This is a genomic window from Friedmanniella luteola (assembly GCF_900105065.1).
GTDB lineage: Bacteria > Actinomycetota > Actinomycetes > Propionibacteriales > Propionibacteriaceae > Microlunatus > Microlunatus luteolus.
The window spans coordinates 237,242-252,882 of the sequence record NZ_LT629749.1 but is presented as its reverse complement, the minus strand read 5'-3'; the positions used below and the strand labels follow the sequence as shown (position 1 = coordinate 252,882).

The following is a 15,641-nucleotide window of genomic DNA, read 5'->3' as shown; positions in this document are numbered from 1 at the left end:
AGTCTGTCAGGCCTCCGCGACCGGCGCGCCCAGATGGCGCAGCTGCGCCCGGACCGACTGCTCCGCCGCCGGCCGGACCGCCGGGTCGACGTCGCCGTAGACCGCGTCGACGACCTGGCGGACGCCGCGGGCACCAGCCCGCAGGGCTGCCCGGACCTGCTCCAGCCGTTCCTCCCGGTGGCGGCGGTAGACGGCCAGCCGCTCCGCCGGGTCCGGCACCCGGGGTCCGTGCCCCGGCAGCAGCTCCACGACGTCGGCGTCCTCGACGAGGCGGACCAACCGGTCCAGGGTCTCGAGGTAGGCACCAAGGTCGCCGTCGGGGTCGGCGATGACCGTCGTCCCGCGGCCGAGCACCGTGTCGCCGGTCAGCAACCGCGCCACCCCGTCGTCCCCCTGCAGCAGCAGCGAGCACGAGTCCGCGGTGTGGCCGGGGCTCGTGACCACCCGCAGCCGGGCGCCCGGGGCGGCCACGACGTCGCCGTCGTCGAGCGCGCCGAGACCTCCGTCGCCCCGCCGGTGCGCCGGGTCCACCGCCCGGACCGGGCAGCCGGCCACGGCCGCCAGGGCCGGCGCCCCCGCGCTGTGGTCGGCGTGCCGGTGGGTCAGCAGGACGACGGCGACCCGCCCGCCCGCGGCCGCGAGCACCCGGTCCCGGTGCCGGGCGTCGTCGGGTCCGGGGTCCACGACGACGACGGGTCCGGCCGCTGGGTCGCCCACCAGCCAGGTGTTCGTGCCCTCGAGCGTCATCGGTCCGGGGTTCGGCGCGAGCACCCGGCGCAGGTAGGGGGCCACCACCGCCAGCGGGCTCACGAGGCTCCGCCCGTCGGCGTCGGGTAGACGAAGGACCAGCCGTCCCCGTCCCGGCGGAGCCCGGGCAGCACCGGTTCGACGACGCGGTCGCGGGCCGCTGCGGCCACGGCCGCGAGGTCGGGCAGCTCCGCCAGCTCCAGCAGCACGGACGCGGTCGGCGGCATCAGGGCGAGCTCGCCGCGGGCCGCGGCCGCCAGGGCCGACGCCGGCGTGCGCCACTCCGCGTGGCTGGTCTCCCCCGAGACGTCGCTGGCCTCCGCGCCCGCCGGCAGGGCGGCGACGTAGAAGACGGTGTCGTAGCGCCGGGGCTCGACCTCCGGCGTCACCCAGTGCGCCCACCGGCGCAGCGCGGCGGCGGGCAGCCAGACGCCGGTCTCCTCCGCCGTCTCGCGGAGCGCGCAGGCCAGCCGCGGGTCCTCGCCGACGTCCACCGCGTCGACGCCCCCACCGGGGAACACCACGAACGAGGGCGCGAACGGCATCCGCGCGTGCCGGTGCAGCAGGTACGTCTCGAGCGCCACGGCGGGGCCGGTGGCCACCTCGCGGAGCAGGACGACGCTGGCCGAGGCCCGGGCGATGACCGGGGCCGCGCCGGCCCCGGCCTCCGCGCGGGTCGCGACCGCCGGCGGGACCGAGCGGTCGAGCCGGCGGAGGACGTCCAGCGCGTGCGTCGGCACCGGGCGGGGCTACAGCGGGCGGATCGTCGGCGTGGCGGCCACCTCGACCACCAGCTCGACCTCGACCGGGGAGTCCAGCGGCAGCACGGCCACGCCGACGGCGCTCCGGGCGTGCTTGCCGGCACCGCCGAACACGTCACCGAGCAGCTGGCTGGCCCCGTTGGCCACCTGCGCCTGGCCGGTGAAGGAGGGGTCGCTGGCCACGAAGACGACCACCTTGACCACCCTGGCGACGGCGTCCAGCCCGCCCACCTCGGCCGCGACGGCGGCCAGCGCGTTCAGGGTGGCGAGCCCGGCGCACTCGGCGGCCGTCTCGGAGCTGACGTCGGCCCCCACCTTGCCCAGGGCGACCAGCTTGCCCTCGACGCTGGGCAGCTGGCCGGAGGTGTGCACGAGGTCACCCACCCGGACGGCCGGCACGTAGGCCGCCAGCGGCGCCGCGACGCCGGGCAGGGTCAGCCCCAGCTCGGCGAGCCGCGCGGTGGGGGTGCTCACGCGCCGGAGCCGGCGATCGGACGCTTGAGGTAGGCCACCAGGTTCTCCGGGTTCAGGCCGGGCACCACCTGGACCAGCTCCCAGCCGTCCTGGCCCCAGTTGTCGAGGATCTGCTTGGTCGCGTGCACCAGCAGCGGAACGGTCACGTACTCCCACTTCGTCATGCGGCTCACTCTAGTGACCGGCGCCGGGCGGACCGCTCCGCCGCTCGACCACCGCGACGGCGCCGCCGAGGGCGCCGGGCCCGGGCCGGTGGGTCGCCCGCACTACGATGACGCGCATGATCGCCGCCCCCCGTCGCCGTCCCCGCCCTGACCGCCGGCGACCCGCCGGCGCCGGGACGCCCGCGTGAGGATCGGCATCCTGGGCGGCACCGGACCCCAGGGACGGGGTCTGGCCCGGCGCTTCGCCGCGGCCGGGCACGCCGTCGTCCTCGGCAGCCGCGCGCCCGAGCGGGCCCAGGAGGCCGCCGCCGACTACGCCGACCTCGGTGACGTCACCGGCGGCAGCAACCTCGACGCGGCGGGGGCCGAGCTCGTGGTCGTCACCGTCCCCTACGACGGTCACGCCGCCCTCCTCGCCGAGCTGGCCGGGCCGTTGGCCGGCAAGGTCGTCGTCGACTGCGTGAACCCGCTGGGCTTCGACGCGCAGGGGCCCTACGCCCTCCCGGTCGAGGCCGGCTCCGCCGCGCAGGAGGCGCAGCAGCTGCTGCCCGGCTCCACCGTCGTCGCGGCCTTCCACCACGTCAGCGCGGTGCTCCTCGACGACCCGTCGGTCACCCGGGTGGAGGGCGACGTGCTCGTCCTCGGCGAGGACCGCGACGCCGTCGCGACGGTGTGCGAGCTGGCCACCGCCATCCCGGGCGCCCGCGGGATCTACGCGGGCCGGTTGCGGCTGGCGGGCCAGGTGGAGGCCTTCACCGCCAACCTGATCGCGATCAACCGCCGCTACAAGGCCCATGCGGGCCTGCAGGTCACCGACCTCCCATGAGCCGCGCTGCACGCCCGGCGGCACCGGCCGCCGCCCCGCCCCGGCACGGACTGCACATCGTGAGCGGCAAGGGCGGCACCGGGAAGACGACGGTCGCCGCGGCGCTGGCCTGCGCCCTCGCCACCGAGGGCCGGCGGGTGCTGCTGTGCGAGGTCGAGGGGCGGCACGGCATCTCCGAGCTCTTCGGGGTCCCGCCGCTGGTCGGCGACGAGGAGCGGCGGCTGCTGCGCACCCCGGCGGGCGGCGTCGTGCACGGGCTCTCGATCGACGCCGAGGACGCCCTGCTGGAGTACCTCGACACCTTCTACCACCTGGGCCTGGCCGGGAAGGCCCTCGACCGCTTCGGGGCCATCGACTTCGCCACCTCGATCGCTCCCGGGCTGCGCGACGTGCTGCTCACGGGCAAGGTCTACGAGGCGGTCCGCCGGGGCCCGACCCACCGGCCCGGCGCCTACGACGCCGTCGTCCTCGACGCCCCGCCCACGGGCCGGATCGCCCAGTTCCTCAACGTGCACGAGGCGGTCTCCGGGCTCGCGAAGATGGGCCCGATCCGCAGCCAGGCCGACTCGATCATGACCGTGCTGCGCGCCCCCACGACGGTGGTGCACCTGGTGACCCTGCTGGAGGACATGCCGGTGACCGAGACCGAGGAGGCCGTCACGGCCCTGGCACCGACGCGGATCACCATCGGCAGCGTCATCGAGAACATGGTGACGCCGACCCCGCTAGAGCCGGCCGTCCTGGAGCGGGCGGCCCGGGGCGAGGTGGAGCTGGCGGTGCCGGGCTGGACCGAGGTGCAGAACGCGACGCTGGCCGCCGAGTTCGGCGTCGAGGCGGCGCGCACGCTGCAGCACCGGGAGCGGCACGAACGGCTGACGGGGCTGGGCCTGCCGCTCGCCGCCGTCACCTTCGACCCGGCCGGCATCGACGAGGACGCCCTGGTGACCATCGCCGCGCAGCTCCGCGACCAGCTGGCGCTCGAGGCCGCCTGATGGTCCCCCGTACCCGGACCGCGGCCGCGACGGCGACCCCCGCCCCCTTCCTCGACGTCGACGCGGTCATCGCCGACCGGCGGACCGAGATCATCATCTGCTGCGGCTCCGGCGGGGTCGGCAAGACGACGACCTCGGCCGCGATCGCGCTGCGGGCGGCCGAGGCCGGCCGGCGGGTGGTCGTCCTCACCATCGACCCCGCCCGACGACTCGCGCAGTCGCTGGGGCTCGGGGAGCTCGACAACACCCCCCGCCCCGTCCGCGGTCTCGACCCCGCCGCCGGCGGCAGCCTCGACGCGATGATGCTCGACATGAAGCGGACGTTCGACGACGTCGTGCTCGACCACTCGACCCCGCAACGGGCGCAGGAGATCCTGTCCAACCCCTTCTACGTCGCCCTGTCCTCCTCCTTCGCGGGGACCCAGGAGTACATGGCCATGGAGAAGCTGGGCCAGCTGCACACCCAGTCCGGCGTGGACGGCCGCTGGGACCTGATCGTCGTGGACACCCCGCCGGCCCGCTCGGCCCTGGACTTCCTCGACGCCCCCGAGCACCTGAGCTCGCTGCTCGACGGCCGCTTCATCCGGCTGCTGCTGGCCCCGGCCCGGGGCCCGCTGCGGCTGATGAGCGTCGGCTTCACGCTGGTCTCCACCGTGATGAACAAGGTGGTCGGAGGCCAGCTCATCAAGGACCTGCAGACCTTCGTCGCGGCCTGCGAGGCCCTGTTCGGGGGGTTCCGGAACCGGGCGCAGGAGACCTACCGGCTGCTGTCCTCACGGCACACGACCTTCGTCGTCGTCGCCACCCCGCAGCGCGACGCGCTCCGCGAGGCCGCCTACTTCGTGGACCGGCTGACCGAGGAGCAGATGCCGCTGGCCGGGCTGGTCATCAACCGGACCCACGTCAGCGGCCTCGACGTCTCCGCCGAGCGGGCGCTGTCCCTGGCCGAGGACCTGCCCGAGACCGCCGAGGTCGAGGTGGAGGCGCTGCGCCGGCACGCCGACCTGATGCGCGTCGTGGAGTCGGAGCAGCAGCTGCTGCACCGCTTCTCGGGCGCGCGCCCGCAGGTGCCGCGGACCCTGGTGGAGACGCTGCCGACCGACGTCACCGACGTGGCGACGCTGCGGACCGTCGGCGACCTGCTCGCCAAGCAGGACTGACGCAGGAGCGGCCGGCCCGGCCGCCCCGCGCCCGGCTCAGCCCCGGTCGACCAGCAACCGGGCCCAGGACGTGACGTCGCCCCGCTGCCGGAGCAGCTGACGGCGCTCGCGCTCGGTCATGCCCCCCCAGACGCCCCACTCGATGCGGTTGTCCAGCGCCTCGGCCAGGCACTCGGAGCGGACGGGGCACCCCCCGCAGATGAGACGGGCGCGCTTCTGCTCCGCCGCTTCCGGGAACAGGTCGTCCTCCTGGCCCCGGCACTTGGCGCGCATGGTCCAGTCGTCGTGTTGCAGTGCAGTCACTGAGAGTCTCCCCTGTAGGTCCGACGCCACACCAGGCTTCCCCGGCCCGAGCGGTGCGACGTCGGTAGACTATGGAGCGGTCACGCGGCGTGACTAGGGGTCTGAGTTGAACCTTTGCCCGTTCGTGACCTGGACCCGCATATTTGTGTCGGTCCGTGGGTGGAGAGCCGGGCCGGGGCCGCCTGATACGACGCGCGCCAGCCGCGCTGGGAGATTCGGTGTGGCAGGAATCCTCCCGTACCCTGTCTGGCATGCCATTCAGCCCCAAGCGCGCGGGCAGCGTCGCGTACTCGCTGGTGATGTTCGTCATCGTCAGCGTGCTCGCGGGCGTCCTCGTCGCCGGACTCTTCGTCCCTCTCGCCGGCATGGCCGGGGTCAGCAGCAAGGCGGCCGCGACGGAGCTGGAGAGCCTGCCCACCGAGCTCTCGACGCCCGCGCCGCCCACCCGCTCGCGGGTGCTGATGGCGAACGGCAAGACCCTCGCCTACTTCTACGACGAGAACCGCGTCCCGGTGGAGCTCGACGAGATCGCGCCGGTCATGCGGCAGGCCCAGCTGGCCATCGAGGACCACCGCTACTACGAGCACGGCGCGCTGGACCTCAAGGGCACGCTGCGCGCCCTGGTCCGCAACTCCACCAGCGACTCGGGGACCCAGGGTGGCTCCTCGATCACCCAGCAGTACGTGAAGATGGTCCAGGTCGAGGCCTGCAACGGTGACCGCGAGTGCATCGCCGAGGCCCAGGCCAAGAGCATGGAGCGCAAGGTCCGCGAGCTCCGCTACGCGATCGCCTTGGAGAAGAAGTTCTCCAAGGACGAGATCCTCGAGCGCTACCTCAACATCGCCTACTACGGCGAGGGCGCCTACGGCGTGCAGGCCGCCGCCCGGCACTACTACTCCACCGACGCGGAGGACCTGAACCTGGCGCAGGCCGCCATGCTGGCCGGCCTGGTGCAGAACCCCGACGCGAACAACCCGGTCGACAACCGGGCCGCCGCCCTCGACCGGCGCGACGTGGTGGTCAACCGGATGCTCGAGCTGGACCTCATCTCCGCCGCGCAGGCCAAGAAGGCCAAGAAGGCCGGTTTCGACGAGGACAAGGTCAAGGCGACCCGGGCCGGCTGCGTGGGCACCAAGTACCCGTTCCTCTGCGACTACGTCCGCCGCTCGCTGCTGACCATGCCGAGCCTGGGCAAGACCGAGGACGACCGCAAGAACATGCTCAACCGGGGTGGCCTGACCATCCAGACCGCGATCGACACCAAGACCCAGGACCTGGCGCAGAAGAAGGTCTCCTCGGTCGTCGGCCCGACCGACCCGCTGATCTCCACCATGAACATGATCCAGCCGGGCACCGGCCTGATCGTGGCCATGGCGCAGAGCCGGCCGGTGATGGGCAGCGACTCGAAGGACGGCGAGACCTACTGGAACCTCGCCGCCGACCCGGCGATGGGCGGCATCCAGGGCTACCAGGCCGGCTCGACCTTCAAGACCTTCACCATGGCCGCCGCCCTGGAGAAGGGCATCCCGATCAGCAAGAAGTTCAACGCCCGCTCGCCGTTCGACTTCACCGGCAAGACGTACCAGTCTTGCGTGGGGACCGAGACGGTGCCGAAGTACCGGGTCAGCAACTCCGTCGGCCACAGCACGACCATCAACATGACCGAGGCCGCCGAGTACTCGGTGAACACCTACTTCGTCCAGCTCGAGCTGGCCGCCGGGCTGTGCAACGTCACGAAGATGGCCGAGAAGGTCGGCGTGAAGCTGGGCACCCAGGACCGCGACCTGGTCGACTTCTACCAGTCCATCCCGTCGTTCACCCTGGGCAGCGTCGAGGTCAGCCCGCTCTCGATGGCTGAGGCGTACGCCACCTTCGCCGCCCGCGGGGTGCACTGCAACCCGATCATCGTCTCGAAGGTGACGAACCGGAACGGCAAGCAGCTCGAGGTGCCCGACGCCGGGTGCGAGCAGGTCGTCGAGCCGGCCGTCGCGGACGGCGTCAACAAGATCCTCAAGTCGGTCATGGACCGCGGCACGGGCCTGCGGGCCAAGGTCTACAACGGCTACGACATGGCCGGCAAGACCGGCACCATCGACAGCAACGAGGCCGTCTGGTTCGCCGGCTACACCCCGGAGGTCGCCGGCGTGGCGATGATCTCCATCGACAACACGCGCAAGCCCTTCATCAAGAAGAAGCCGGGCTTCCGACGCACCGGCGTGAAGAACTACTCGGTCCCCTCGACCGACGTCTTCCTGCAGGGCTCGGGCAGCGGCGACGCCGGCCGGCTGATCTGGAAGCCCGTGATGGAGGACTACCTGAAGAAGGTGCCCGACACCTCCTTCAAGGCCCCGTCCCGCGAGGTCCAGGTCGGCAAGCAGGTCCGCGTCCCCAGCCTCTACGGCCTCGGCATCTCGGCCGCGACCAAGAAGCTGGAGAAGGAGGGCTTCACCGTCGAGCGCCGGCAGGTGTACAGCCGCGCGAGCGTCGGCAGCTTCCTCGGCTTCTCCCCGGGCTCGAACGCCAGCGTGCCGGAGTTCAGCACCATCTACGCGAACTACTCCGCCGGCCGCGACCCGGCCGAGGTGGCCGCCGAGCGCCGGGCCCGCGAGGAGGCCGCACAGGCCCGCGAGGACGCGGCCGAGGCCCGCGAGAAGGCGGCCGAGGCGGCCGCCAAGGCCCGCGAGGACGCACGCAAGAAGGCCGAGGCCGAGAAGAAGAAGGCCGACGCCGAGAAGAAGGGCGACGGCTGAGCCCGTCCCCGGCAGCACGGCCCGCGCGACGCCCGCCACCCCAGAGGGTGGCGGGCGTCGCCGCGTCCGGGGCCGGCTCAGCCGGCCAGCTGGCGCCGCACCTCCGCGGCCACGGCCCCGCCGTCGGCGCGGCCCTTCGTCTGCGGGGTGACGACACCCATGACCTTGCCCATCCCCCTCGGCCCGAGCTCGGCGGCACCGGTCCGCTCGACGGCCTCCCGGACGATCGCGCCGACCTCCTCCGGCGTCAGCGGCTGCGGCAGGTAGTCGGCGAGCACCCCGGCCTCGGCCTGCTCACGCTCGGCCAGCTCGACCCGTCCGGCCGTGCGGTAGGCCTCCTCGGCCTCGCGCCGCTTCTTCGCCTCCCGCACCAGGACGTCGAGCACCTGCTCGTCGCTGAGCTGCACGGCCTCCGACCCGGCCACCTCGGCCTCGGTGATCGCCGAGAGGACCATCCGGATGGTGCCGGAGCGGAGCTTGTCGCGCCCGCGGATGGCCGCGGTGAGGTCGGTGCGGAGACGTTCCTTGAGCGAGGTCGGAGCAGTTGACATGTCGGCAGTCTGTCAGGCGGCGGCGCTTGTAGCCTTCGCGTCATGACGGCAGCGCGCATCGCCTCCACGCTCGCCCGCGGCACCCTCGGGCTGGCGGGCCTCGGCGCGGGCTGCGTCGCCTACGCCGCACTGGTGGAGGCCCGGGCCTTCGCCCTGCGTCGGGTCGAGGTGCCCGTGCTGCCCGCCGGGGCGGACCCGGTGCGGGTGCTGCACGTCTCGGACCTGCACCTCACCCCCGCGACGCTCGCCCGGCAGCGCTGGGTCGCCGGGCTGGCCGCGCTGGAGCCGGACCTCGTGGTGGACACGGGTGACAACCTCGCCCACCCCGATGCGGTGCCGTTCGTGCTGAGCAGCCTGGGCCGGCTGCTGGAGGTGCCCGGCGTCCACGTCTGGGGCTCCAACGACTACTTCGCCCCGAGCTTCAAGAACCCGCTGACCTACCTGCTGCACCCCAGCCGGCCTCGCGGGGAGAGCAAGCGCGAGCTCCCCTGGCCGGAGCTGGGCGCCGCGTTCCGGGCGGCGGGCTGGGTGGACCTCACCCACACCCGCGCGACGCTGGAGGTCCGCGGCCTGCGGATCGGGTTCCGCGGCGTCGACGACGCCCACCTGGGCCGCGCGGACTACGGGCTCGTCGCCGGCCCGGTCGACCGCTCGGCGGTCGACGTCAGCCTCGGCGTCACCCACGCGCCCTACCGGGCCGTGCTGGACCCGATGGTCGCCGACGGGCACGACCTCGTCCTGGCCGGCCACACGCACGGCGGGCAGGTCTGCGTGCCCTTCCACGGCGCCCTGGTGACCAACTGCGACCTCGACACCGCCCGGGTCAAGGGGCTCTCGCAGCACACCGCCGGAGGCCGGACGAGCTGGCTCCACGTGTCCGCCGGGCTCGGCACCTCCCCCTACGCCCCGGTCCGGTTCGCCTGCCGCCCGGAGGCCACGCTGCTCACCCTGACCGCCCGCGGGACGGATGCGGCTCCGGGGTCGGCCATGGGCTAGACTCTCCGAGGCTCAAGGGCCACGGGGTGTGGCGCAGCTTGGTAGCGCGCGTCGTTCGGGACGACGAGGTCGCAGGTTCAAATCCTGTCACCCCGACCAGCTCACTGGTCATCTGCGAGGCTCTCGGACCGTCGGTCCGGGGGCCTTCCTCATGTCCGGGGCCCGCCGCCTCCGAGGAGGCGGGCCCGACGGCGTCAGGCGGGCCGGCCGGCGCGCTCAGGAGAGCCGAACCAGAGCGACTGCAGCCGCAGCACCCGGACGTCGACGCCCACCAGCCGGCCGGCGCGCAGGCTCCGCGGGTCCAGCACCGGCTCCGCCCGGGCCGAGACGGAGCGGCAGAACCACAGGGCGTGGGTGAACTGGCCGTCGTCGTGGTGGCCCAGGAGGCCGCCGATCGCGCCGGTGGCCGGATCGGCGGTCAGCGCCGCCAGCCGAGCGCCGAGCTCCTGGGCCGACCGGCCTCGGCGGGTCCGGCCGAGCAGCACCTCCACCGTGCCGGCGCCGTCCGCCCCGCCGTCGCCCACCAGCTCGACGTCGTCGTAGTTGTCGAAGACGACGTCGCCGGTGAACAGCAGCACGCTGCCGGCCCACCACAGGCCCTGCTCGACGCGGTCGCTGCTGCGGCGCGCGTCGGCGGCGCTGGCGAACCGGACGAACGAGACGAGCTCCCCGTCCGCGGTGACCCCGGCGGTGGTGCCGAGCCAGCCCGCCGCACCCGGCGCGAGGCGCTCCAGCCAGTCGTCGAGCCGGGCGAAGGTGGCGGCGGGATCGGCGACGACCCCTCGGACGACCTGGACGAACATGACAGCGCCTCCAGCCGCGGGTCGGACCCGAGCGGCTCCTCCCACATGATGAGGCAGCGACCGGGGGGCGGCAAGCACCGCGCGTCACCCCGAGCCAGGCCCCCGGCGTCACGTGGACGCCGGGAGCCTGGCCCGTCCCTGTGCGGGTGGTGCATCGCCGGCTGGTTCGCGGAGACGGTCACGCGCTGTGCGCGGACCCGGCCTCTGCAGGTGGTTCGGAGTGGGTCCCGCCGCCGGATTGGTGCTCGCCGGAGAAAAGTTCCGGGGCGGTCAGCGACCCGTGCCGGCGTAGACGACGGCCTGCTCGTCGTCGCTGTCCAGCCCGAAGGCCGTGTGCGCCGCGACGACCGCCCGGTCGACGTCGTCGCCGTCCACGACGACCGAGATGCGGATCTCGGAGGTGGAGATCATCCCGATGTTGACGCCGGCGTTCGCCAGGGCGGAGAAGAACCGGGCGGTCACCCCGGGGTGGGAGCGCATGCCGACCCCGACGACCGAGACCTTGCCGATCAGGTCGTCGTAGAGGACGTCGGCGAACCCGACGTCGCCCTTGATGGCGTCGAGCGCCGCCATGGCGGCGGGCCCGTCCGACTGGGGCAGCGTGAACGAGATGTCGGTCCGGCCGGTCGCGACGGCCGACACGTTCTGCACGATCATGTCGATGTTGATCTCGGTGGCCGCCACGGTCTCGAAGATCCGGGCCGCCTCACCCACCCGGTCGGGGACGCCGACGATGGTGATCTTGGCCTCGCTCCGGTCGTGGGCCACGCCCGAGATGATCGCCTGCTCCATGGCTGTTCCTTCCTGTCGTTCCTGGACCCAGGTCCCGTCGAGGCTCGAGAACGAGGAGCGGACGTGCACGCGCACGTCCTCCCGGCGCGCGTACTCGACGCAGCGCAGGTGCAGGATCTTGGCGCCGCAGGCGGCCATCTCCAGCATCTCCTCGTAGCTGATGTGCGGGATCCGCCGCGCGCTGGGCACGATGCGCGGGTCGGCGGTGAACACGCCGTCGACGTCGGTGTAGATCTCGCAGTAGTCGGCGCCGAGCGAGGCGGCGAGGGCCACCGCCGTGGTGTCGGAGGCGCCGCGGCCCAGCGTGGTCACGTCCTTCGTGTCCTGGGCCACCCCCTGGAAGCCGGCCACGATGACGATGTCGCCCAGCTCGAGGGCGCTGGTGATCCGGCCGGGGGTGATGTCGATGATCCGCGCGTTGCCGTGGGTGCCGGTGGTGATGATCCCGGCCTGGGAGCCCGTCAGCGACCGGGCGTGGTGGCCCTGGTCGTGGATGGCCATGGCCAGCAGGGCGGCGCTCATCCGCTCCCCGGCGGTCAGCAGCATGTCCAGCTCGCGCGGTGGAGGCAGCGGCGAGACCTGCAGGGCGAGGTCCATCAGCTCGTCGGTGGTGTCGCCCATGGCCGAGATGACCACGACGACGTCGTTCCCGGCCTGCTTGGTGGCCACGATCCGCTTCGCGACGCGCTTGATGCTGGCGGCGTCGGCGACGGAGGACCCCCCGTACTTCTGGACTACCCGACCCACGCCCGTCTCCTCCACCTCGCGTCGGCCGACAGGGCCGTCTGTGCGGTTGCGCCGACCACTGTAGTGGGCCCGACCCGGGCCCCCGGCCGCGTCCCAGCGGTCCCGCGAACCCCCGCTGCCGGGCCGGCGCCTCCCCGCGGGACCGCCCCGGTGGGATACTCGGGCGCGTGAGCGAGCCCGCCGACCCTCCCCCGCCCGAGCGGCAGCGCGCACCCCTGCCCCGCATTGGTGACGCCGAGCGCGACCGTGCCGTCGAGGCCCTGCAGGTGCACATGGCCGAGGGCCGGCTGGACCGCGAGGAGTTCGACGACCGGCTCGGCCAGGCGCTGGCCGCCCGGACTGCGGCCGACCTGGCGCCGCTGTTCCTCGACCTGCCCGAGCCGCGGCCCTCGACCGGCCTCGCCACCACCCCGGCCTACGCACCGCCCCCCTGGAGCCAGCCGGCACCGACCGCGGCGGCCACCCCCGCCGTGGTGCCCGAGCCCGGGGTCCCCGCCACCCGGCCGAAGCCCCTGGGCGCCACGCTCGTGCTGACGCTGGTCTGGCCTGCGGCCGTCCTCTTCTGCCTCGCGACCGGCTGGCAGAACTGGTGGGTGTTCATCGTGGCGGCCATGGTGGCCGGCGTGGTGAACAAGACCTGGCCCGGCGCTCCGGACGGGGACGAGCGCGACGAGCGCGACGAGCGCCAGCACGGGAACCATTGACCCGTCGCTTTCCGTGAAGGTCAATCGTTGACATAACGTTTCGGTCACGGTAATGTCCTCGGGACGGTCGAGGGGCTCACTGCTCCCGTGTGCCGGGCCGATCGGGGGAGCTCCGGGTGCAGGCCGCGTTCGACGTCACCGATGCGGGGCGACGGTCGTCCGTCACGTCGCAGGACCTCTGGCCGGTCACCGCCGGGGGTCGTGCTCCGCGCCGCGCGCGGGTCCCAGCAGGCCGTGCCCCTCGTCGGGGGAGCGCCGGAGCTGGAGCCCGCGCCGGTGGCTGCGGCCGCCGACGGGTCGTCGCCGCACCCCGTCCTACAGTGGCCGGGTGAGCAGCGCAGGAACCGTCCGCTGGGGCGTCCTCGGCCCGGGCCGCATCGCCCAGGCCCTCGTCCGGGACTTCGTCCACGTCGACGGCGCCGCGGTGGTCGCCGTGGCCAGCCGCTCGCTCGACCGGGCGCAGGCCTTCGCCGACGAGCACGGGCTGCCGCAGGCGTACGGCTCGTACGCCGAGCTGCTGGCCGCCGACGACGTCGACGTGCTCTACATCGCCACCCCGCACCCCCAGCACCTCGCGCTCGCGGCCGTCGAGGCGGGCAAGGCGGTCCTGGTCGAGAAGACCTTCACCGCCACCGTCGCCGGGGCCGAGGAGGTCGTCGCCGCCGCCCGTCGCCGCTCCGTGTTCGCCATGGAGGCGATGTGGACACGGTTCCAGCCGGCGATCGTCGCCGCCCGGGCCCTGGTCGACGACGGCGCCATCGGCGAGGTGCGCCAGGTGCAGGCCGACCTCGGGGTCGAGCGGCCCTTCGACCCCGCCGACCGGATGTTCGACCTCGCCCAGGGCGGCGGGGCGCTGCTGGACGTCGGCGTCTACGTCGTCTCGTTCGCGCAGTACTTCCTCGGCACCCCTGACCGGGTCGTGGCGCACGGGTCGCTGACCTCGACCGGCGTCGACGCCGAGGCGGGCCTGCTGCTGGGCTACGCCGACGGGCGGGTCGCCACCCTGCTCGCCACCCTCCGGCACCACACGCCCGGCGCCGCCCGGATCCAGGGCACCACCGGCTGGATCGAGGTGCCGCCGCGCTTCCACCACCCGGGCGCCGTCGTGCTGCACCGGCGCGGGGCGGAGCCGGAGGTGATCAGCCGGCCGCCCACCGGCGGCGGCTACGCCCACGAGCTCGTCGAGGTGACCGAGGCCGTCGCCGCCGGCCGGACGGAGAGCGCCGTCATGCCGCTCGACGACACCCTGGCGGTCCAGCGGGTCCTCGGCGAGGCGCTGGAGCAGCTGGGCGTCGTGCACCACGAGGACGCCGAGGTGCTGCGGTGAGCGCGGGCCCGGGGTCGGTCCCCTTCAGCCCGGAGCGGGTGGCGCCACCCGCTCCGGTCGCGCCGCCGTCCCTGGTGCTCCGCGGCGCGGCCACCGGGGCCGCAGCCGGGCTGGCGGCGATGTTCGTCTACCAGCTGCTGCGGATCGGCTGGCTGCTCGCGCAGGACCTGACCCGGGGCGCGGGCGCCACGCCGGGCACCGAGACCGCCACCCGCGTGGTGGGCGTGCTCGTCCTCGGCTCGCTGCTCAGCCTGGCACCGGCCGTCGTCGCCGGGTTGGTGCTCGGAGCGGTGACCGGCGGCCTGCTCAGCTGGAGCTGGCGGCGGCAGGGGCTCATCCGGTCCTGGCTGACGGGGAGCCTCGTCGCCTACGTCGCCGCGTTCGGGGTGAACGCCACCGTCCTGCTCCGGGACCGGCCGCAACCGCTGCGCTTCGAGCACTGGCTGACGCTGGTGGGACTGCCCTCGGCCCTCTACGTGCTGGTGCTGGGCGGCGTCGGGGCCTCGCTCTACCTCAGCGGGCGCGCCACCGAGCGCGGGGTCGGCTGACCCGCCGGGCCGAGGCCCTCAGACCTCGACGAACCGGCGTCCCTCGAAGGCCCGGCCCAGGGTGACCTCGTCGGCGTACTCGAGGTCGCCGCCCACCGGCAGGCCGCTGGCCAGCCGGCTGACGCGGACGCCCAGGGGCAGCAGGAGGCGGCTGAGGTAGGTGGCCGTCGCCTCCCCCTCGAGGTTCGGGTCGGTCGCCAGGATCACCTCGGTGACCGTCCCGTCGGCCAGCCGCAGGCACAGCTCGCGGATCTTGAGGTCGGCCGGGCCGATGCCGTCGATGGGGCTGATGGAGCCGCCGAGCACGTGGTAGGTGCCGCGGAACTCCCGGGTGCGCTCCACGGCGACGACGTCCTTGGACTCCTCGACGACGCAGATCGTCGCGGGGTCGCGGCGCGGGTCGCGGCAGACCCGGCACCGCACGTCCTCCGAGACGTTGAAGCACACCTCGCAGAACCGGACGGTGTCCTTGACCAGCCGCAGCACGTCGGAGAGCCGCCGGACGTCGTCGGGATCGGCGGCGAGGATGTGGAAAGCCAGCCGCTGGGCGCTCTTCGGCCCGATCCCGGGCAGCCGCCCGAGCTCGTCGATCAGATCCTGGACCGGACCTTCGTACACCCGTGCTCCTCGTCCCTGCGTGTCGTGCTCATCCTCGGGGGCCGGTCGGCCCCGGGAGGCTCAGAAGCCCAGGCCGCCCATGCCGCCGGTCAGCGGTCCGAGCTTGGCCGCGGCGAGCGCCTGGGACTTGCCGGTGGCGTCGCGGACCGCGGCCAGCACCAGGTCGGCCAGCGTCTCGGTGTCCTCCGGGTCGACGGCCTCCGGCTTGATGACCAGGCCGAGCAGCTCGCCGGCCCCGGAGACGGTCGCGGTCACGACGTCGCCGCCCGCGGAGCCCTCGACGGTGGCCTCGGCCAGCTCGCGCTGGGCGTCGAGCAGCTGCTGCTGCATCGCCTGCGCCTGGGCCAGCAGGCCGGACATGTCGCCTTCGGGGATCAT

Annotated in this window: 18 protein-coding genes and 1 tRNA gene; 9 read left to right on the top strand and 10 right to left on the bottom strand. The window is 73.9% G+C overall.

Annotated features, from left to right (window positions below):
- Positions 1 to 6: 6 nt before the first annotated feature.
- From BLT72_RS01220 to sp36, 4 genes are read right to left on the bottom strand one after another with little or no spacing between them, the layout of a single operon-like run.
- Complete coding sequence (locus tag BLT72_RS01220) at positions 7 to 810, bottom strand: MBL fold metallo-hydrolase (protein ID WP_342587385.1); 804 nt, start codon at positions 808 to 810, stop codon at positions 7 to 9.
- Entirely contained in the window at positions 807 to 1,487 is a 681-nt protein-coding gene (locus tag BLT72_RS01215; protein ID WP_091409023.1) for an NUDIX hydrolase, read from the bottom strand. The genes BLT72_RS01220 and BLT72_RS01215 overlap by 4 nt, the downstream gene beginning before the upstream one ends.
- A gap of 9 nt (positions 1,488 to 1,496) precedes the next feature.
- Complete coding sequence (locus BLT72_RS01210) at positions 1,497 to 1,982, bottom strand: RidA family protein (RefSeq protein ID WP_091409020.1); 486 nt, start codon at positions 1,980 to 1,982, stop codon at positions 1,497 to 1,499.
- Positions 1,979 to 2,146: a Sp36 family protein gene (sp36, locus tag BLT72_RS01205; protein ID WP_091409015.1), complete on the bottom strand. Its 168-nt coding sequence runs from the start codon at positions 2,144 to 2,146 to the stop codon at positions 1,979 to 1,981. Before sp36 ends, BLT72_RS01210 begins: the two co-directional genes overlap by 4 nt.
- A gap of 184 nt (positions 2,147 to 2,330) precedes the next feature.
- Between sp36 and npdG the strand changes: the two genes are divergently transcribed.
- From npdG to bagB, 3 genes are read left to right on the top strand one after another with little or no spacing between them, the layout of a single operon-like run.
- Complete coding sequence (npdG, locus tag BLT72_RS01200; protein ID WP_091409013.1) at positions 2,331 to 2,972, top strand: NADPH-dependent F420 reductase; 642 nt, start codon at positions 2,331 to 2,333, stop codon at positions 2,970 to 2,972.
- Entirely contained in the window at positions 2,969 to 3,964 is a 996-nt protein-coding gene (bagA, locus tag BLT72_RS22635; protein ID WP_091409009.1) for an ATPase BagA, read from the top strand. The genes npdG and bagA overlap by 4 nt, the downstream gene beginning before the upstream one ends.
- Positions 3,964 to 5,124, top strand: coding sequence for an ArsA family ATPase (gene bagB, locus BLT72_RS22630; RefSeq protein ID WP_091409005.1), 1,161 nt, complete (start codon positions 3,964 to 3,966; stop codon positions 5,122 to 5,124). The genes bagA and bagB overlap by 1 nt, the downstream gene beginning before the upstream one ends.
- A gap of 36 nt (positions 5,125 to 5,160) precedes the next feature.
- Here the strand turns inward: bagB and BLT72_RS01185 are convergent, their stop codons facing one another.
- Positions 5,161 to 5,397 (bottom strand): WhiB family transcriptional regulator, encoded by a 237-nt coding sequence (locus BLT72_RS01185; protein ID WP_172826160.1) that lies wholly within the window; start codon positions 5,395 to 5,397, stop codon positions 5,161 to 5,163.
- A 281-nt stretch (positions 5,398 to 5,678) separates the two neighbouring features.
- Here BLT72_RS01185 and BLT72_RS01180 point away from each other — a divergent pair, with 281 nt between their 5' ends.
- Positions 5,679 to 8,177, top strand: coding sequence for a transglycosylase domain-containing protein (locus BLT72_RS01180; protein WP_091408996.1), 2,499 nt, complete (start codon positions 5,679 to 5,681; stop codon positions 8,175 to 8,177).
- A gap of 77 nt (positions 8,178 to 8,254) precedes the next feature.
- On the opposite strand, the gene BLT72_RS01175 is transcribed toward BLT72_RS01180, so the two are convergent.
- Positions 8,255 to 8,728, bottom strand: coding sequence for a GatB/YqeY domain-containing protein (locus BLT72_RS01175; protein ID WP_091408990.1), 474 nt, complete (start codon positions 8,726 to 8,728; stop codon positions 8,255 to 8,257).
- A 42-nt stretch (positions 8,729 to 8,770) separates the two neighbouring features.
- On the opposite strand from BLT72_RS01175, the gene BLT72_RS01170 reads away from it, so the two are divergent.
- Entirely contained in the window at positions 8,771 to 9,724 is a 954-nt protein-coding gene (locus BLT72_RS01170; protein WP_091408987.1) for a metallophosphoesterase, read from the top strand.
- Positions 9,725 to 9,746: 22 nt separating this feature from the next.
- A tRNA-Pro gene (locus tag BLT72_RS01165) sits at positions 9,747 to 9,823 on the top strand.
- A 95-nt stretch (positions 9,824 to 9,918) separates the two neighbouring features.
- Here BLT72_RS01165 and BLT72_RS01160 read toward each other — a convergent pair.
- Positions 9,919 to 10,527: a hypothetical protein gene (locus tag BLT72_RS01160; protein WP_091408984.1), complete on the bottom strand. Its 609-nt coding sequence runs from the start codon at positions 10,525 to 10,527 to the stop codon at positions 9,919 to 9,921.
- Between the two features lie 270 nt (positions 10,528 to 10,797).
- Entirely contained in the window at positions 10,798 to 12,066 is a 1,269-nt protein-coding gene (locus BLT72_RS01155; RefSeq protein ID WP_091408980.1) for an aspartate kinase, read from the bottom strand.
- A 167-nt stretch (positions 12,067 to 12,233) separates the two neighbouring features.
- Here BLT72_RS01155 and BLT72_RS01150 point away from each other — a divergent pair, with 167 nt between their 5' ends.
- The 3 genes from BLT72_RS01150 (at position 12,234) to BLT72_RS01140 (ending at position 14,645) form a co-directional block, all read left to right on the top strand.
- The gene (locus BLT72_RS01150; RefSeq protein WP_091408977.1) at positions 12,234 to 12,770 is read left to right on the top strand and encodes a DUF1707 SHOCT-like domain-containing protein; all 537 of its coding nucleotides are present in this window, start codon (positions 12,234 to 12,236) and stop codon (positions 12,768 to 12,770) included.
- A gap of 328 nt (positions 12,771 to 13,098) precedes the next feature.
- Positions 13,099 to 14,097 (top strand): Gfo/Idh/MocA family protein, encoded by a 999-nt coding sequence (locus BLT72_RS01145; protein WP_197677152.1) that lies wholly within the window; start codon positions 13,099 to 13,101, stop codon positions 14,095 to 14,097.
- Complete coding sequence (locus BLT72_RS01140; RefSeq protein ID WP_091408970.1) at positions 14,094 to 14,645, top strand: hypothetical protein; 552 nt, start codon at positions 14,094 to 14,096, stop codon at positions 14,643 to 14,645. Before BLT72_RS01145 ends, BLT72_RS01140 begins: the two co-directional genes overlap by 4 nt.
- An 18-nt stretch (positions 14,646 to 14,663) precedes the next feature.
- Here the strand turns inward: BLT72_RS01140 and recR are convergent, their stop codons facing one another.
- Positions 14,664 to 15,263: a recombination mediator RecR gene (gene recR / locus BLT72_RS01135; RefSeq protein WP_091408966.1), complete on the bottom strand. Its 600-nt coding sequence runs from the start codon at positions 15,261 to 15,263 to the stop codon at positions 14,664 to 14,666.
- 60 nt (positions 15,264 to 15,323) lie between these two features.
- Positions 15,324 to 15,641 (bottom strand): YbaB/EbfC family nucleoid-associated protein, encoded by a 318-nt coding sequence (locus BLT72_RS01130; protein ID WP_091408962.1) that lies wholly within the window; start codon positions 15,639 to 15,641, stop codon positions 15,324 to 15,326.